This window comes from uncultured Thiodictyon sp., from assembly GCF_903946935.1.
Lineage (GTDB): Bacteria > Pseudomonadota > Gammaproteobacteria > Chromatiales > Chromatiaceae > Thiodictyon.
Genome location: NZ_CAJAXH010000041.1, coordinates 22,286 through 36,635, shown reverse-complemented (window position 1 = coordinate 36,635; position 14,350 = coordinate 22,286). Strand labels below are relative to the sequence as shown.

Below are 14,350 nucleotides of genomic sequence, written 5' to 3'. Positions count from 1 at the left end.
GTTCGGCAGAGCAGTAATCGCTCCAAGCCCTGTCAGGGGCTTGTCGATGCGGCTCGTTATGCGACTCTATGACGCCCTACATGTCGTCATAACATCATGTAATTTATAAATATGCCGACCTACTGAGATCCCAAAGAGCCGCGGCGGGGGCTTAAGGGCATGACTGGACAGCAGCAGACCATCATCGACTGCACCCCGGCGGACGGCTGGGACGGGATCGCGGCGGCGCTGGCACGGGCGCGGCCGGGCGAGCGCGTGCGCTGTGCGGCGGGGGACTATCGCGGCACGACCAGCCTGCGGGTGCCGGGGGGCGTGACCCTGGCGGGCGTCCCGGGCACGCACCTCATCTGGGCCGGGGAGGGGTCGGCGGTGCGGGTCGATGGGGTCGCCGGGGTGGTGATCGAGGGGATCGAGGTCCTGGGCGGCGAGGGGCCGCGGGCGCAGACCGTTCCCGAGGAGAGCCTCGACGCGCCGATCCTCGTGGTGGACTGCACCAGGGTAAAGATCGCTGACTGCGCAGTCAGCGGCGGCGGGGAGTACCTGCACGGGATTTTGATCCGCCTCTGCAGCGGCGTCGCCATTGAGGACTGCCGGGCCTTGGACTGCCGCAACGGCATACTGATCGAATCGTCCATCGACACCACTGCCGACCGGAACCTGTGCGGCAACAACCGACGTGCCGGAATCGGGGCAACCAGGGACTCCGAACATCCTGAACGGCCCTGCCACTGCCGATTCACCGGCAACCGGTGCCATCACAATCAACGGCACGGCATCGCCTTTCATTCCTCCCAGGGCCTCGCCCGAGATAACGAGTGCTGGGCGAATGCGCGTTCCGGCATCTCGCTCGAACGCGATTCCATTACTCCAAACGCGCCCGCCAATGCCGACTTGATCGGCAACCAATGCCATCACAATCAACAGACCGGTATCACCTTCCTATCCTCCCAAGGCATTGCCCGGGATAACGATTGCTGGGCGAATGCGCGTTCCGGCATCTCACTTGAACGGAACTCCGACGCCCGGGACGGCCCGGATGCCCCCGCCAACCCCGAGTTGATCGGCAACCGCTGTCATCACAATCTGGAAGCTGGCATCCTCTTCACATCATCCCAGGGCCGCGCCGAAAACAACGACTGTTGGGGCAGTCATACCCGCTCCGGCATCGTGATTCAACGTGGCACCGACACCCGCAACGTACCCGCAAACGCCGAGTTGATCGACAACCGCTGCCATGACAACCAGCAGGGTGGCATCGACTTCCTCTCCTCCGACGGCAGCACCGAGGGCAACCACTGCTGGGGCAACCGTGTAAGCGATCCCATCCGGCAACAACGTGAATGGCGCGATCAAAAGCGCTACTATCTTGGCGAACTCCCCGCCTGCTCAGTCCAAGTCGGCAGCCATTTCACTTCCCCACCCGCACCGGCAACCCGCCGCAACCGGCCCCTGGTCGAGGCCCTGACCGAGTTCGGCATCGACCGCCCAGAGCCGCTGGCCGACTTCCTACGCAGCGGCTGTCTCGACTGTTTCGGCCGCTTCTGGTCCGGGGATTCGGCCGCCAGGACCACCGACCCAGAGCGGGCGGCGCCCACCGTGCAGGAGACCGGCCCGATCGATCCAAACGCCCCACGGGTCTATTTCTACAGTCAGGACCCACAGGGCCGGGTTAAGCTGGAGCGCAAGCGGCACTATGGGAAGCCGAAAGCGGCGAAGCCACCCCAGCCCCCGCTATCGGCGACCCTGGCCGGTTTCGTCGAAACATGGCTTAAGGCCGTCACTCATAACGAATGGGATAAGGTCCACCCGCCGACACATCCCGCTAACGACCGCACCCCGGCGACTGCACCGCAGAACCGAGCAGACCCGAGGCAGAAGCAGCCCGCGCCGCACCAACACCCCGGTCTGGCCTGGAACCTGGCCCTGGTCTCGGCCCGCCCGACAAGCCTGGATCACTGGCTGCATGGCCTGGAAGCAGACCGTGAGCAGCACCTGCACTCCATCACCCGGCGCTGGGCGGACGCCCATATCGCCCCTGACCGGCCCCCGCGCCTGGCCGACCCGCTGGTGGTAGACCTGACCGGCTGGTCCGGCGGGAAAGATGGCCTGCGGCAAAAGGCGGAGCAAGAAATCTTGGTGGACCGCGGTCGGCGCATCGAGCAGTCGCGTGGGGACCAAGCCAAGTCGGCGGGCGGTGCCGCCGCGCTGCTGGACGAGGGGACGCGACTCGAAGCGCTTGGTCGCCGACACGAGCGCCGGCGCGAGCTCTGGCTGCTGCCGATGGGTTGGAAGCTGATCCTGCTGCTGCTCCCGGCGCTGCTGCTCCTGGTCGCGGGGCTGGCGCTGCTGGGCATCCCGACCGCCGGCAAGCTACTGACCGGTTTCTTGCACCAGGGACCCGGCGCCTGGCCGACCCTGACTCACCAGTTGGCGCATGCCCTCTGGGATGCCTTCGGCAAGCTCAAACTCGGGTATCAGGTGGTGTGGGTCCTGATGCCAGTCGCGGCCCTGACGACCTGGCTCGACGCCTTCAACCTGCCGTTGCCGCGGCGGCTGCACGTGCATCCGCGCGGCATCAGGGGGGTGGCGTTGGCACTGGTCAAGAAGGTGGTGGCCGACCCGACCGACATCCTGGTGGACCAGAAGCATATCGCCAGACTGATGACCCGGCTGGACGAGGCGGCGAGCCGGCGCTGGCTGCGGCACCGGCTGTTCGGCCACCTGGGGCGGCGCTCCGACTTGGCCCTGCTGGTCCTGCGCGGGCTGGATCGCCTGCCCAGGCAGGATGAGGCGCCCCGGGCCAAACAGGATAAAGCAGTCCAGCCGCGGCAGGAAGACGCTGACTGGCTGCGGGAGTTGCCCTGGCTGGCCAGGCAACGCCAGGGTCTGCTGCTGGTAACCCAAATGGGCGACCTGTCGCACCTGGTCGGGGCATGGTTTCCCCAGTTGCAGCCACCAAAACCGGGCGGCCAGCCCGCCGAACCGGCCGCAGCGCAGCCAAGCCCGGCACCGATTTGGGACCGGGCGCTCCTGGTCCATGAACCGGGGGCCGCGCGCGGATCCAGCCGGTGGCGCCAGACGTAGGCGCGGTGAACCGGGTCGCTCAAGAGACCGCACTGAATGCGCTGGCGCAGACCCTTGGTTGCGAGCAGGACGACCACAGACGCACGACCTGCGTCAGCACACTGGCCGACCGGCTCTGGGTACCGCTGGACCTGCTGCCGGCCCTGGTGCTCGGCTCGACCCCGGCGGTGTCTATGACCCTGAGCAAGAAGCAGAGCGATAGCCCGAAACAGTATGGCCCGGACTGGGAGCGGGAGACGCGCCCCTATCGGGCACTGTTTCAGGGTCCGGACGCTGACGGCGGACCGGACGACCAAGAGGTGAAGCAACTCTTTGAGTATGGGGTACGGGCCACCGGCATCATGGCAGTGAAGATCGGCGAAGGACCACCCTACTGGGTGCGACTGATCGGCCACGCGGGCAAGCGGGTGAGGTTGGCCGAGACACTGCGCGCCTGCGTGGTGCCCGGCGCTGCCACCGAGGGCTATCTGACCCGGCTACTGGCCTGCGGCGAGTCGTACAACCTGCGGCGCGTGTTGGAGTCGATCACCGGGCAGGCCGATCCGCTGGGACACGCGGACTCCGGGTCCGGCGCGGCCGGGGACCGGCTGCCGAGCCCGGAGCGGCGGGCGGACGGCGCCCAGTTGCCGCTGCACCTGGAGGCGGCGCTGTACCTGGTGCGGGAGCGGCTGGCACTGACCCCGGGCGATGGCGCCCTGGCCGAGACCATGGGCGAGACGCTCGACTCGGCCTGGCTGGCGCTGGCGCGGGCCTTGGATGCACCGCTCCCGCCGCCGGGACCGCCGCCGGCCGGGCTTTGGCCGGACACCGCGACCCGCCGCGCCGACGCGGCACGCTGCTACTGCGCCTATCTGGGCGCCGTGGAGCTCTTGGAATCGGCCCCGGTGGCATCGGCGGACCGACCACGGCAGGCATCCCTGCTCGCCGACCCTGGATTCATGGAGCGGCTGGCCAAGACGCTGGAGGACGGCGAGGCCGACCGCCAACAGGTCCAGGAACAGGTGGGCGCCATGTGCCAGCTCGAATTGGAGGGCATCGCCTTCGGCACCCTGCTGCCGGCGACCCAGATCATCGACGCGCTGAAGGCAGAACTGGAAGAGGTCCGGGTGCAGGCGGCAGGCGCACCCGAGTGACGAGCGGGTGAACCCAGGCTGGCCACGCGGCGGCCCGTCGCGGCCGGGGGGCCGCTCCTACGGGCGGCGGATCGGCATCGGCATCTAATCCAGTTTGCATCGCCGGGGCCGGCGCGGGTCTAATCGGCGGATTGCCGCCCCAGACTCGCCGAACCCAGCCGATGGACCCACACCAGACCGAATCCGATGCCGACGCGGCCAGCCATAGCGCCCGTCTCACCGACCTGATCCGCGCCGAGATCGCCGCCGCCGCGGATGGGCTCCTACCCTTCGACCGCTTCATGGAGCTGGCGCTCTACGCCCCCGGGCTTGGGTATTACGTGGCGGGGGCGACCAAGTTCGGGGCGGGCGGGGACTTCGTGACCGCCCCGGAGGTGTCGCCGCTGTTCGGGCGCTGTGTCGCGGTCCAGGCGGCGCAGGCCCTGGAGCGTCTCAATGGGGGCGAGGTGCTGGAATTCGGCGCCGGCAGCGGCGCCCTGGCCGTCGCGGTACTCACCGGCCTGGAGCAACTGGGCGCCCTCCCCCAGCGCTATCTGATCCTGGAGCCGAGCCCGGACCTGCAGGAACGCCAGCGGGCACTACTCGCCGCCCGCGTGCCGCACCTGGCCGGACGCTGCCACTGGCTCGACCGGCTGCCCGAGCGCGTGCGCGGGGTGGTCCTGGCCAATGAGGTGCTGGACGCCATGCCGGTTCACCGCTTCCGTATCGGCGCCGCGGGTGAGCCGCTGGAGGTCTTCGTGACCGCTGCGGACGGCGTATTGAGCGAGGTCGCGGCACCGGTGCGCTCACCGCGGCTGGCCGCAGCGATCACCGAACTCCAGGCGGCTGGACTGGCCCAGGCGCCGGGCTACGCCTCTGAGGTCAACCTGCGCCTGAACCCGTGGTGCGCCGCGCTCGGCGAGTGCCTCACCGCGGGACTCGTGCTCCTGATCGACTACGGCTATCCGGCGTCCGCCTATTACCAGCCGGACCGCAGCATGGGCACCCTGATGTGCCACTGGCGCCACCAGGCGCATGGCGATCCCTACCGGCATCTCGGCCTGCAGGATATCGGCGCCCATGTGGACTTCAGCGCCGCGGCGCGGGCCGGGCAGGCGGCGGGGCTCACGCTCGCCGGCTTCGCCACCCAGGCACACTTTCTCATCGGCTGTGGGATCGACCGGTTCATGGCGGACGCGGCCGGCGCCGGAACAGCAGGCATGGACCTGATTGCCGGGGCCAAGCAACTGCTGCTGCCCGCCGCCATGGGCGAGCGCTTCAAGGTGCTCGGGCTCAGCCGCGGCCTCGCCGGCCCCTGGTGCGGATTCTCGGTGCGCGACCTGCAGGACCGGTTATAACCGCTACAATCATCATCCGATACTGACCAGGCATGCATCCGTGAACCAGAGGCCATTGGCTTGATCGTCTTCTTTGTCCTCTGTATGCCCGCCCTGCTGGTCTCCGCCCTGGGGTTCTACACGGCGCTGCTGTTCCTGCACCATCTGCAATTGCCAACGCGGCACCGCGACGGTCTGGTGACGCTGATCCTCCCCCTGACGGGCGCAGCCCAGGGGCTGGAGGGCCTGTTGAACGCACTCGCCGCGCAAACCCTGAGGCCGCGCCGCCTGATCATTGGCGTCGAGGGTAGCGCCGACCCGGCCTATCGCCGCGCCACCGACCTGGCGGGCCGTTGCGATTTCCCCATTGACGTCGTCCTGGCCGCACCGGCGCACCAGTGCGCGCAGAAATGTGCCAACCAGATCGCCGCCTTGCGGCAGGTGGACGCCCGGGATGAGGCAGTGGTCTTGCTCGATGCGGACATCCTGCCCCCACCCTGGTGGCTCTGCGCACTCGTCACCCCCCTGCTCGAAGGCACCGCCGATGTGGTGAGCGGGTATCGGTGGCCGCTACCCGCCGCCCGCCTCGGCGCCCACTTAGTCGCAAGCATCGATCGTGCCATTGCCCTGCTCCCCAGACTGGGAGGCTTCAATGTGGTCTGGGGCGGCTCGCTCGCGTTCTCGGCGCAGGCCCTGGCCACCCTGCAACCGGAACGCCTCCTGGCCCGCACCCTGTCGGACGACTGCACCCTGGGTGAGCAGGCCGGGGCCCGCGGCCTGCGCGTCCTCACCCGCCGCGCGCTCCTGGTCCCAACCCCCACGAACGGCACCTTGGCGTCGCTCTGGCGCTTTGGCCGCCGGCAGTACCAAATCATCCGCATCTATCGCCCCGGTCTCTGGTGGCTGGCGGCCGCGGCGCTGACCGCGCGGGTAGCGACCTGGGGCCTGCTGTTCACCCACCTGGACCTGGCGGCGAGCCGTCTGGTCCTCGGCATCCTACTGGGCCTGTCGCTGGCCGGATTGGCAGTCCAATCCGTGGTCGCCCAACGCCTGGGTTGTCCGGATACGGCGGGGGTGCGTCTCGGGCAGGGGCTGCTCGCCCTGCTCAAGCCCCTGGTCGATCTGTTCCACTGGAGTATCGTCATCGCCGCACTCGCGGCCCGCACCGTCCGCTGGGGCCATATCGTCTACCGGGCCGACGGCCCAGCCAACATTTCGATCAGGAGTCGCACCCCATGGGCTTGAACATCACCGGCTTCATCACGAATTTCGCCGGCCGTTTGGCCATCCTCTCGCCACACCTGGCCCGCGCGGCGGCCCGTCTGCTTGGCAACCCCTTGCGCCTGCTCGTGGGTAAGCCGGTGGAGCGACAGTTGCTGATCTATCAGTTGCCGCAGGCGCGGCTCGCACTGGTCAATGATCTGGCCATCGCCGACACCCTGCTGGCCGACCGGGCCGGCACCTTCCCCAAGAGCGCCGCCCTGGAACTGCTGTTGCGCCCGCTGGTCGGCTCCGGCGTCTTTGGCCAACCGGGCGGGGACACGGTCAAGCAGGCACGGCGCTCCTATGTGCGCGCGCTCTCGCGGATTCCCGAGGCCGAGGTGACTCGCATCACCCGCGACCTCACCCGGCAGTATCTCGCCGACTGGCAGCGCCGCGGCGCCGCGGTACCGATCCCGAGCGAACTGTCGCGCCTGACCATCGACGTCGTCACCACGGCCACCCTGGGCACCTGTTTCACCCCGGCGGAGAGTCAGCGCTTCATCGAGCTGTTCTTCGCGTACCACCAGCGCGCCAACCCGCTCCTGGTCCTGCTTGGCCCGCTGACCCCCACGGCGTGCCAGCAGGCGGTCGCCGACATGGGGCTGGCCGCGATCGGGGCCGACATGCGCGCGCTCATCGCCAACCGGTTCCTCGCCCCGCTCATGGCCGCGGCACCGGGCGCGTGCAGCACCCCCTTTGCCGCCGCCCTGCTGGAAACGGTCGGTCTGCCGGGTGACGACGGCACGCGCCTGGCCCAGGACCCGGCCAAACAGACGGCCGTGCTCGATGAGCTCGCCGTCATGTTGCTGGCGGGCCACGAGACCACCGCCTCCGTGCTGAGTTGGTTGCTCTGGGAACTGTCCGGAACCCCGGCAGAACAGGATACCGCCGCCCGCTTACTGGCAGAACACGCCGCCGACGCCCCCGCCCGCGAGGCGGTGCCGAACCCGGCCCAACAACGGCTCGGCGCACTGATCCAGGAAGCGCTGCGCCTCTACCCGCCGATCGCCTTCCTGCTGCGCGATACGACCACGGACGTGGTGTTTCGCGAAAAGCCCATCCCCGCCGGCAGCTTCATGGTGGTCTCACCCTGGACCATCCAGCGGCACCGCGCCCTGTGGGCCGACCCCGACACCTTCGACCCGACACGCTGGCTGGCCGCCGCGCCGCCGCCGGCCATGGCGCAACGCACCGCCTTCATTCCCTTCGGTCAGGGTCCGCGGGTCTGCCCGGGCAAGCGGTTTGCCGAAGTCGAGATGTACGCCATTCTGGACGAACTGCTGGGCGCCTGGCGCCTGACACGCAGCAGCGGCCGGGCACCGACCCCGCTGGGCAGCCTGACCACGCGCCCGGATTATGACTTCGGCCTCCTGATCGCACCACGGGAACACTAGCATGGACTGCACCCTTCCGCCCTGCCCCATCACCGGGCGTCCGGCCAAACGCCGCGTCCACGGGGTCGCAGCGTCCGTGCTGGCCCGCATGTGGCGCCTCGCCGGTGCCGGCGACGTCTCCCGCCTGCTCCCCACGAGCGGGCAGGTCGTACTCTACGAGTCCGACACCGGCCTGTACTTCTTTCACCCGCGCACCGCCGGGGACGACGCCTTCTACACCCGCTTCTACACCGCCCACCGTGCGCACAGCCTGCTCAGTGCCCGCCCCCATGGACGGGTTGAATACCAATACGCGGTGCGACATATCCCCCCGGGAGCACTGGTATTGGATGTCGGCTGCGGCAACGGCGAGTTGGGCGGACACCTGCCGCACTGCACCTACCGCGGCCTCGACCCCTACGCAGGACCGGGGGCCAGCCCCGCCGTCCGGCGCGAGAGCCTGGAGCAGCACCTGACCCTGGCCCGCGGCACCTATGATGTGGTCACCGCCTTTCAGGTCATCGAACATGTGGTGGACCCCAGGGCCTTTGCCGCCCAACTGGTAGAGTTGCTGAAGCCGGGTGGGACCCTGATCCTCGGCGCCCCCCTGCACCCCTCGCCGCTCACCGAGATCCCCAACCTGCTACTCAACGCCCCGCCGCATCATCTCACTTGGTGGAACTGCGGCGCCTTTGCCGCCCTCGCCGCGGAACTGGGACTGACGTCGGTTGAGATCACGGAGGTGGCCTATTCTGCGCATGAGGCGATTATCTTCTGGATGCGTCGTTTTACGCTGGTGCGCCCGGGGCGCGGACGCGACGAGCGCTATTTCGCCCACCGCTGGTCCTGGCATCTGAATCTCATCCTGAGCTATCTGCTGGGCCGGATGGCCAACCGTCTGTTCCCCCCGCCGGCGAGTGGCCGACCCTGCAATGTCATCCTGGTCGCCCGCAAGCCTGACCGGGCGGCGGTGCCCTGAGCATGCCGCTGCTCGACCTCTTAGGCTTTCTGCTCACCGGCATACTCTCCGGAGTGCTGGCCGGGCTCTTCGGCGTCGGCGGCGGCGCCGTCATGGTGCCGGCACTGATCTTTCTTTTCGGCCACTTGGGGTTAGGCGGGGCCTGGGTCTCGCACCTGGCGATCGGCACCTCCTTGGCGACCATCGTTGGCACCGGGGCCGCCTCGACCCTGGCCCACCACCGCCGTGGCGGCGTGCGTTGGGACCTGGTCGCCGGTCTGGCGCCGGGGATCGTGTTCGGGGCCTGGGCGGGGGCAGTGGTGGCCGGCGTGCTGCCCGAGCTGTGGCTCAAGCGGCTATTCGCCGTCTTTCTCACCTATGTGGGTGTGCGGATGCTGATCCCGGGCCGCACTGCCGCCCCGCGCGCCCTGCCCGGCCGCGCGGGTCTGTGGGCCGTCGGCGGCGGCATCGGCACCCTGTCCGCCCTGGTCGGGATCGGCGGTGGGACCCTGACGGTGCCCTTCCTCGCCCGTTGCGGCCTGGACCTGCGTCACGCGGTGGGCACCTCCGCCGCCTGCGGGCTCCCGATCGCCATCGCCGGGGCCATCGGTTTCATGGTCGTGGGCTGGGGTCGGACTGGGCTGCCGGGGGCCAGCACCGGCTTCGTCTACTGGCCGGCGGTGGTGCTGATGCTGCTCGCCAGCATACCCACCGCGCCCCTGGGCGCGCGGCTCGCCCACACCCTGCCGGTGGCCCTGCTCAAGCGGACCTTCGGCGTCTTTCTGCTGCTGATCGCCGCGCGACTGGCCTTCGGCTGAGGCCCCTCAGCCACCGCCGTCCAGCACCAATCGGCGGTACAGATAGACTTGGCCCCGCGCGTCGCGCATCGCCAGCCGCCCCTGATCCAGGGCATACTCGAACGCCAGGTCGAACCCCACGCGGCGGTTGGCGAGTCGCACCCCTGAGCCGACGACCTGGATGCTCCCATCGACGTAGCCGCCATCGGGGGCATAGAGCCGGTAGTTGCCACCCTGGACGATCAGCAGCCCGCCCCCGGCCGCCTCCCATAGACCATCGAGCGCCCCGCCCGACGCGCCCTTGCCCACTCCATCCATCATCCGCCGACCGACCTCGCCGGCCTGCTGCATCGAACTCCCGCCGACCGGGGGGTTGGTCGTCCCGGCCGCGCTACCGAATACCCCCATGGCCTCCATCATGCGTGACATGGCATCGGCCATGGACGGCGTCTGCTGGGCCCCGGCCGCCCCGCCCCACAGGCACAGAGCGAGCATCAGGGCGCGGGAGAGACTGGTGAGCGACGGTAAGGCGGGTGACATGGACTCGATACCAAATGGTTAGCGTTGCGTGGACGACGATCGGACGGCCCAGCCGAGACATAGACCGAACCGGGTCATTCGGCGCCCGCCGCGGCACAATACAGGTATGATCCACTGTTCGCCCGTTCACTGCACCCCAGGTGCAGCGACCGCCGCCCCGGGCCGCGCCGCGGATCGATCCCCAGCGGACAGCACGTACCGCCGACCGACCCTGAGTCAACCGCAACCGAACTGGCCGAGACGATGCCCTGGCGCCCCAGCCTTGCCGAATTTAGCGCACCCCTGACCCGCCCCGCCCCCTGGACCCTCTCACTGGCGGCCTTCGGCAAGGGGATCGACAACACGCGCATCGACTGTCTGTTGAGCCCCCGCTTGCGCGCCCTGGCAGCGGAGCGTGTGGGCACACTGGTGCGCGAGGAGGCGGCCGACCATGTACCCGTGGCCGACACCGCGGACCTGACCGCCCTGCGCGACACCGCTCGGCACCTGGTCGATGCCGCCCTTGCCCGGCACCCCGGGGAGCGCCCGGGCGAGGCAGCGCTCCTGCTCCAGTTCGCCCTGCTCAAATGCCTGCTGCAACTGGTGGCGACCGAGACCCAGTCACCGCAGACCCAACGGCGGGTCGGGCAACGCCTGTTACGCGAGCTCTGCACCCCGCCGGGCGCGCCCCTGGCGCCACAGTGGACGGTCGGCGAGACATTGCTGTTCAACCCACTCCTGTTTGTCGCCGAGCCCGGAGACGGGCCAGCCCTGACTACCGACGATCCACTGGGTTGGCTCGCCGGGTCCGCCATCGGCGACTGGCTGGCGCAGACCGCGCACACCGTGACCCAGACCTTCGCACCCTGGCTGCCGGGGTGGCTGACCGCCGCAGCGGTGTCCGCGGACACCAACGCACCGCAGGAACGGGCGCAGGACCAGCCGCGCGGCCTGCTCCCCACCGCGGCCCTACTCGATGGGTTCGTGCCACGGGCAGAATACCGCCAGGGGCTGACCTCCTGGCTCGACGAACCGGACAACCTGCGCCTGATCCTGAACCGCGGGGACCGCGGGGACCGCGGAGCGCCGGGCGGTGAGCCTGACTGGAGCGCCTTCCAGCGCGACCTGTTGGGGCAACTGGCGGCCGGGTTGGCGGCCCACGGACGGCGCCGGGTCATCGAGATCGTCTATGCCCTGCCCTCCCTGCGCTCCCAGCTCGGCCAGACGCTGCCGCTGCCACTGGTCCTGGACGCGGCGGACGGCCGACTGAACCGGCACCAGCTCGAACAGGCACTCGCCACCGGGCACGCCGACCCCGCCCCCCTCCTGCGGACCCTGGAGCACCTGCGGGCGGCGCGTCAACGCCAGACCCCGGCCGCGGCCCTGGCACTGATTGGCCACTATCTGGTGGACTTCCTGCGGCTGCGCCGAGGACTCAAACTCGCCTACAAGACCTTCGAGACCCTGGACGCCATCCACCTGCTGGAGGGCGCGGACGAGCTCCGACTCTCCCGCTCAAACGCCAGCCTCAATGCGTTTCTCTGCGCCGGCGAGGGCGGCGCGGACAGCCTCGCGCCGCGGCGCATTCGCTCACATGCAGTGCTCAAGGCGGACGTGCGCGGCTCCACCCTGATCACCGAGGAACTGCGCGCGCGCGGGCTCAACCCCGCCTCCCACTTCAGCCTGAACTTTTTCGATCCGGTCAACCGGCTGCTCGCCGGGTTCGCGGCCGAAAAGCTGTTCGTGGAGGGCGACGCGGTGATCCTGGCGCTCTACGAGTACGCGGACGACGACGGCCAGGGCCGCGCGGTGGCCCGCGCCTGCCGCCTGGCACGCCAGATCCTCGAGGTCGTCAACCAGCAAAACGTCCGCAACCGCGCGCTCGGGCTGCCCGAACTGGAATTGGGGCTCGGCATCTCATTCGCCCGTCGGGAACCCAACTTCCTCTATGACGAGGGGCGTCCCATCATGATCTCCAGCGCCATCAACCAGGCGGACCGGCTCTCATCCTGCTCCGGGCTCCTGTTGCGCTCCGGCTTCCTGCCCGTCAGCCCCGCCTTCCGAGTGGCGGTCGTGCGCGACGCGGTGATCGGTGAGCGCGCGGGGCCGGGTCGCGACCTGCTCAACTACAACGTCAACGGCGTCAAGCTCGACGCGGACGCCTTCCGCAAACTCCAGGAGGAGTTGCCCCTCACCCAGTTGCACCTGCCCGATCCGCCGGCCGCGGACTGTCTGTTCTTCAGCGGCGGCTATCGCGACGACGCCGGCCTCACGCACTGGATTGAGTTGCGCCACGCCCCGGTGCGTGACTGGAACGGCGACACCGTGGGACCGGTGGAACCCGACCGGCGGCACTATTTCGAGCTGATCGTCGACGAGCCGCTGGCGGAGCGGACCCGCCAACTGGCGGCCGCGGGCGCCGCCGCGCCGGCATCGCCCTGAACCTGGGAAGGGCAGATTCTCACGCCAAGGCGCCAAGCTCGCCAAGGGTTTTCAGTGGGTGGTCTCGGCATTGCGCCAGATCACCCGGCGGATGATCTGGAGAGATAGACCGACACAGACCGAAACAGTTGCCGCGCGCACGCAGTATCTTGCCAGCTATCGTGGCACCTCCCCTATTTCCCAGCCGTGGCACGCATGTGTTAGGCGCTGCGCGCCTCGGGTTTTCCTGCTTTTCCTGAAGGAGAATCGAAAATGAACCCTTCCCCTGCGGGCGCATACGCACAGAACTCCGCGATCAATGCGGCGCCTCGCGCCGACGACTGGTGGAAGGCGCGCCATCAATCCATGAGCGATCGGGTCAAAATGGGCGATGTCGATATGATCTTCATCGGCGATTGTATCATGCAGGGATGGAGCGCTTACGGCAAGGCCGTCTGGGACAAGTTCTACGCCAATCGCAAGGCCCTGAATCTGGGGATCAGTGGCGACCATACGCAACACGTGCTGTGGCGATTGGACAATGGGAATATCGACGGCATCTCGCCCAAGCTGGCGGTACTCATGATTGGCACCAACAATGCCGACTCCCACAAGCCCGAGGAGATTGCCGCAGGCGTCACGGCAATTGTGAAGACGCTCCGCGACAAACTCTCGAATACCAAAATACTGCTTCTCGCCATCCTCCCGCGCGAAGAGAAGCCCGGCGAACTCCGCGCCAAGTTGGATACGGTCAACGGTCTCATCGCCAAGCTGGCCGACGGCAAGATGGTTCGCTTCCTGGACATCGGCCCGAAGTTCCTCGAAGCAGGCGGCGTGATGCGCAGGTCGATCATCCCCGACGCATTGCATCCGAACGAAAAGGGCTACGAAATCTGGGCGCAGGCCATCGAAGCATCCGTCGCTGAGATGCTGGGCGAAATCGAAGCATCGGAATCGGTGCCAGGCACCAGCAGTGACAGCGAGTCCTAACCTCTTTAGTAGCCTTGATCGATCAAGTAGTCAGCCAGCTTCTCAACAATGTTGGCAGCTTGGCCAGGTTGGGTCTTCTCATCATAGATGCCAATGAGGATGGCCTGGAGGGTCTTGACAGCGACGACACCACCAGGACCCTTCTTGCCGTAGACGGAGCGGTCATCGGCCCTGAGGGTAAAGTACTTGACGCCTTCAAGGAAGAGGCCCCTGGCACGAATGCCGCTGGGATCGGTGTAGGCAGCGCAGAGGGCAGCGGCCTCAGTCTCAGTCACATTGAATCCAGTGGAAGCGGCCCAGCAGGTGCCATTGTGGCCAAAGATGGCGGCTTGCTTCAGACCAGCACCAACGAGGTTATTATCGACGTATGCTTGCCAGGACATTGTGTTCTCCGTGCATTGGGGGCTGAGGGTTTTGGTTTGGGGTTTCTTCCGGGGGTAGATCACGAGCGGGGCTAGGGTTAGGGCGTTCAACCGCACGGGCGGCTGAGGCAGGG

11 protein-coding genes are annotated in these 14,350 nt (G+C 68.3%); 9 read left to right on the top strand and 2 right to left on the bottom strand.

Features of this window, described 5'->3' with window-relative positions; genetic code table 11:
* The first annotated feature begins 159 nt into the window (after positions 1-159).
* The 7 genes from QZX93_RS04595 (at position 160) to QZX93_RS04565 (ending at position 9,945) form a co-directional block, all read left to right on the top strand.
* A complete protein-coding gene (locus QZX93_RS04595; RefSeq protein ID WP_295392416.1) occupies positions 160-3,084 on the top strand; it encodes a right-handed parallel beta-helix repeat-containing protein in 2,925 nt (974 codons plus the stop codon).
* A complete protein-coding gene (locus tag QZX93_RS04590; RefSeq protein WP_295392414.1) occupies positions 3,069-4,217 on the top strand; it encodes a hypothetical protein in 1,149 nt (382 codons plus the stop codon). The genes QZX93_RS04595 and QZX93_RS04590 overlap by 16 nt, the downstream gene beginning before the upstream one ends.
* Positions 4,218-4,378: 161 nt before the next feature.
* Positions 4,379-5,554 (top strand): SAM-dependent methyltransferase, encoded by a 1,176-nt coding sequence (locus QZX93_RS04585; RefSeq protein ID WP_295392412.1) that lies wholly within the window; start codon positions 4,379-4,381, stop codon positions 5,552-5,554.
* 60 nt (positions 5,555-5,614) lie between these two features.
* On the top strand, positions 5,615-6,778 hold the full coding sequence (locus QZX93_RS04580) for a glycosyltransferase (RefSeq protein ID WP_295392410.1): 1,164 nt from the start codon (positions 5,615-5,617) through the stop codon (positions 6,776-6,778).
* Positions 6,769-8,190 (top strand): cytochrome P450, encoded by a 1,422-nt coding sequence (locus QZX93_RS04575; RefSeq protein WP_295392409.1) that lies wholly within the window; start codon positions 6,769-6,771, stop codon positions 8,188-8,190. The genes QZX93_RS04580 and QZX93_RS04575 overlap by 10 nt, the downstream gene beginning before the upstream one ends.
* Before the next feature lies 1 nt (position 8,191).
* Positions 8,192-9,148 carry a methyltransferase domain-containing protein gene (locus QZX93_RS04570; RefSeq protein WP_295392408.1) on the top strand — a complete coding sequence of 319 codons (957 nt, stop codon included), beginning with the start codon at positions 8,192-8,194 and terminating at the stop codon, positions 9,146-9,148.
* 2 nt (positions 9,149-9,150) lie between these two features.
* Positions 9,151-9,945 carry a sulfite exporter TauE/SafE family protein gene (locus QZX93_RS04565; RefSeq protein ID WP_295392407.1) on the top strand — a complete coding sequence of 265 codons (795 nt, stop codon included), beginning with the start codon at positions 9,151-9,153 and terminating at the stop codon, positions 9,943-9,945.
* Between the two features lie 6 nt (positions 9,946-9,951).
* Here the strand turns inward: QZX93_RS04565 and QZX93_RS04560 are convergent, their stop codons facing one another.
* On the bottom strand, positions 9,952-10,464 hold the full coding sequence (locus QZX93_RS04560) for a hypothetical protein (protein ID WP_295392406.1): 513 nt from the start codon (positions 10,462-10,464) through the stop codon (positions 9,952-9,954).
* A 243-nt stretch (positions 10,465-10,707) separates the two neighbouring features.
* Between QZX93_RS04560 and QZX93_RS04555 the strand changes: the two genes are divergently transcribed.
* Entirely contained in the window at positions 10,708-12,885 is a 2,178-nt protein-coding gene (locus QZX93_RS04555) for a hypothetical protein (protein WP_295392405.1), read from the top strand.
* A 252-nt stretch (positions 12,886-13,137) separates the two neighbouring features.
* Positions 13,138-13,854, top strand: coding sequence for a GDSL-type esterase/lipase family protein (locus tag QZX93_RS04550; protein WP_295392404.1), 717 nt, complete (start codon positions 13,138-13,140; stop codon positions 13,852-13,854).
* A 5-nt stretch (positions 13,855-13,859) separates the two neighbouring features.
* On the opposite strand, the gene QZX93_RS04545 is transcribed toward QZX93_RS04550, so the two are convergent.
* The gene (locus QZX93_RS04545) at positions 13,860-14,237 is read right to left on the bottom strand and encodes a profilin (protein ID WP_295392403.1); all 378 of its coding nucleotides are present in this window, start codon (positions 14,235-14,237) and stop codon (positions 13,860-13,862) included.
* Positions 14,238-14,350: the final 113 nt, after the last annotated feature.

Bases quoted from the DNA above. Each gene is read 5' to 3' on its own strand.
- QZX93_RS04565 (WP_295392407.1), top strand. From the start codon at position 9,151: ATGCCGCTGCTCGACCTCTTAGGCTTTCTGCTCACCGGCATACTCTCC.
- QZX93_RS04560 (WP_295392406.1), bottom strand. From the start codon at position 10,464: ATGTCACCCGCCTTACCGTCGCTCACCAGTCTCTCCCGCGCCCTGATG.
- QZX93_RS04545 (WP_295392403.1), bottom strand. From the start codon at position 14,237: ATGTCCTGGCAAGCATACGTCGATAATAACCTCGTTGGTGCTGGTCTG.
- QZX93_RS04555 (WP_295392405.1), top strand. From the start codon at position 10,708: ATGCCCTGGCGCCCCAGCCTTGCCGAATTTAGCGCACCCCTGACCCGC.
- QZX93_RS04570 (WP_295392408.1), top strand. From the start codon at position 8,192: ATGGACTGCACCCTTCCGCCCTGCCCCATCACCGGGCGTCCGGCCAAA.
- QZX93_RS04575 (WP_295392409.1), top strand. From the start codon at position 6,769: ATGGGCTTGAACATCACCGGCTTCATCACGAATTTCGCCGGCCGTTTG.
- QZX93_RS04585 (WP_295392412.1), top strand. From the start codon at position 4,379: ATGGACCCACACCAGACCGAATCCGATGCCGACGCGGCCAGCCATAGC.
- QZX93_RS04550 (WP_295392404.1), top strand. From the start codon at position 13,138: ATGAACCCTTCCCCTGCGGGCGCATACGCACAGAACTCCGCGATCAAT.
- QZX93_RS04595 (WP_295392416.1), top strand. From the start codon at position 160: ATGACTGGACAGCAGCAGACCATCATCGACTGCACCCCGGCGGACGGC.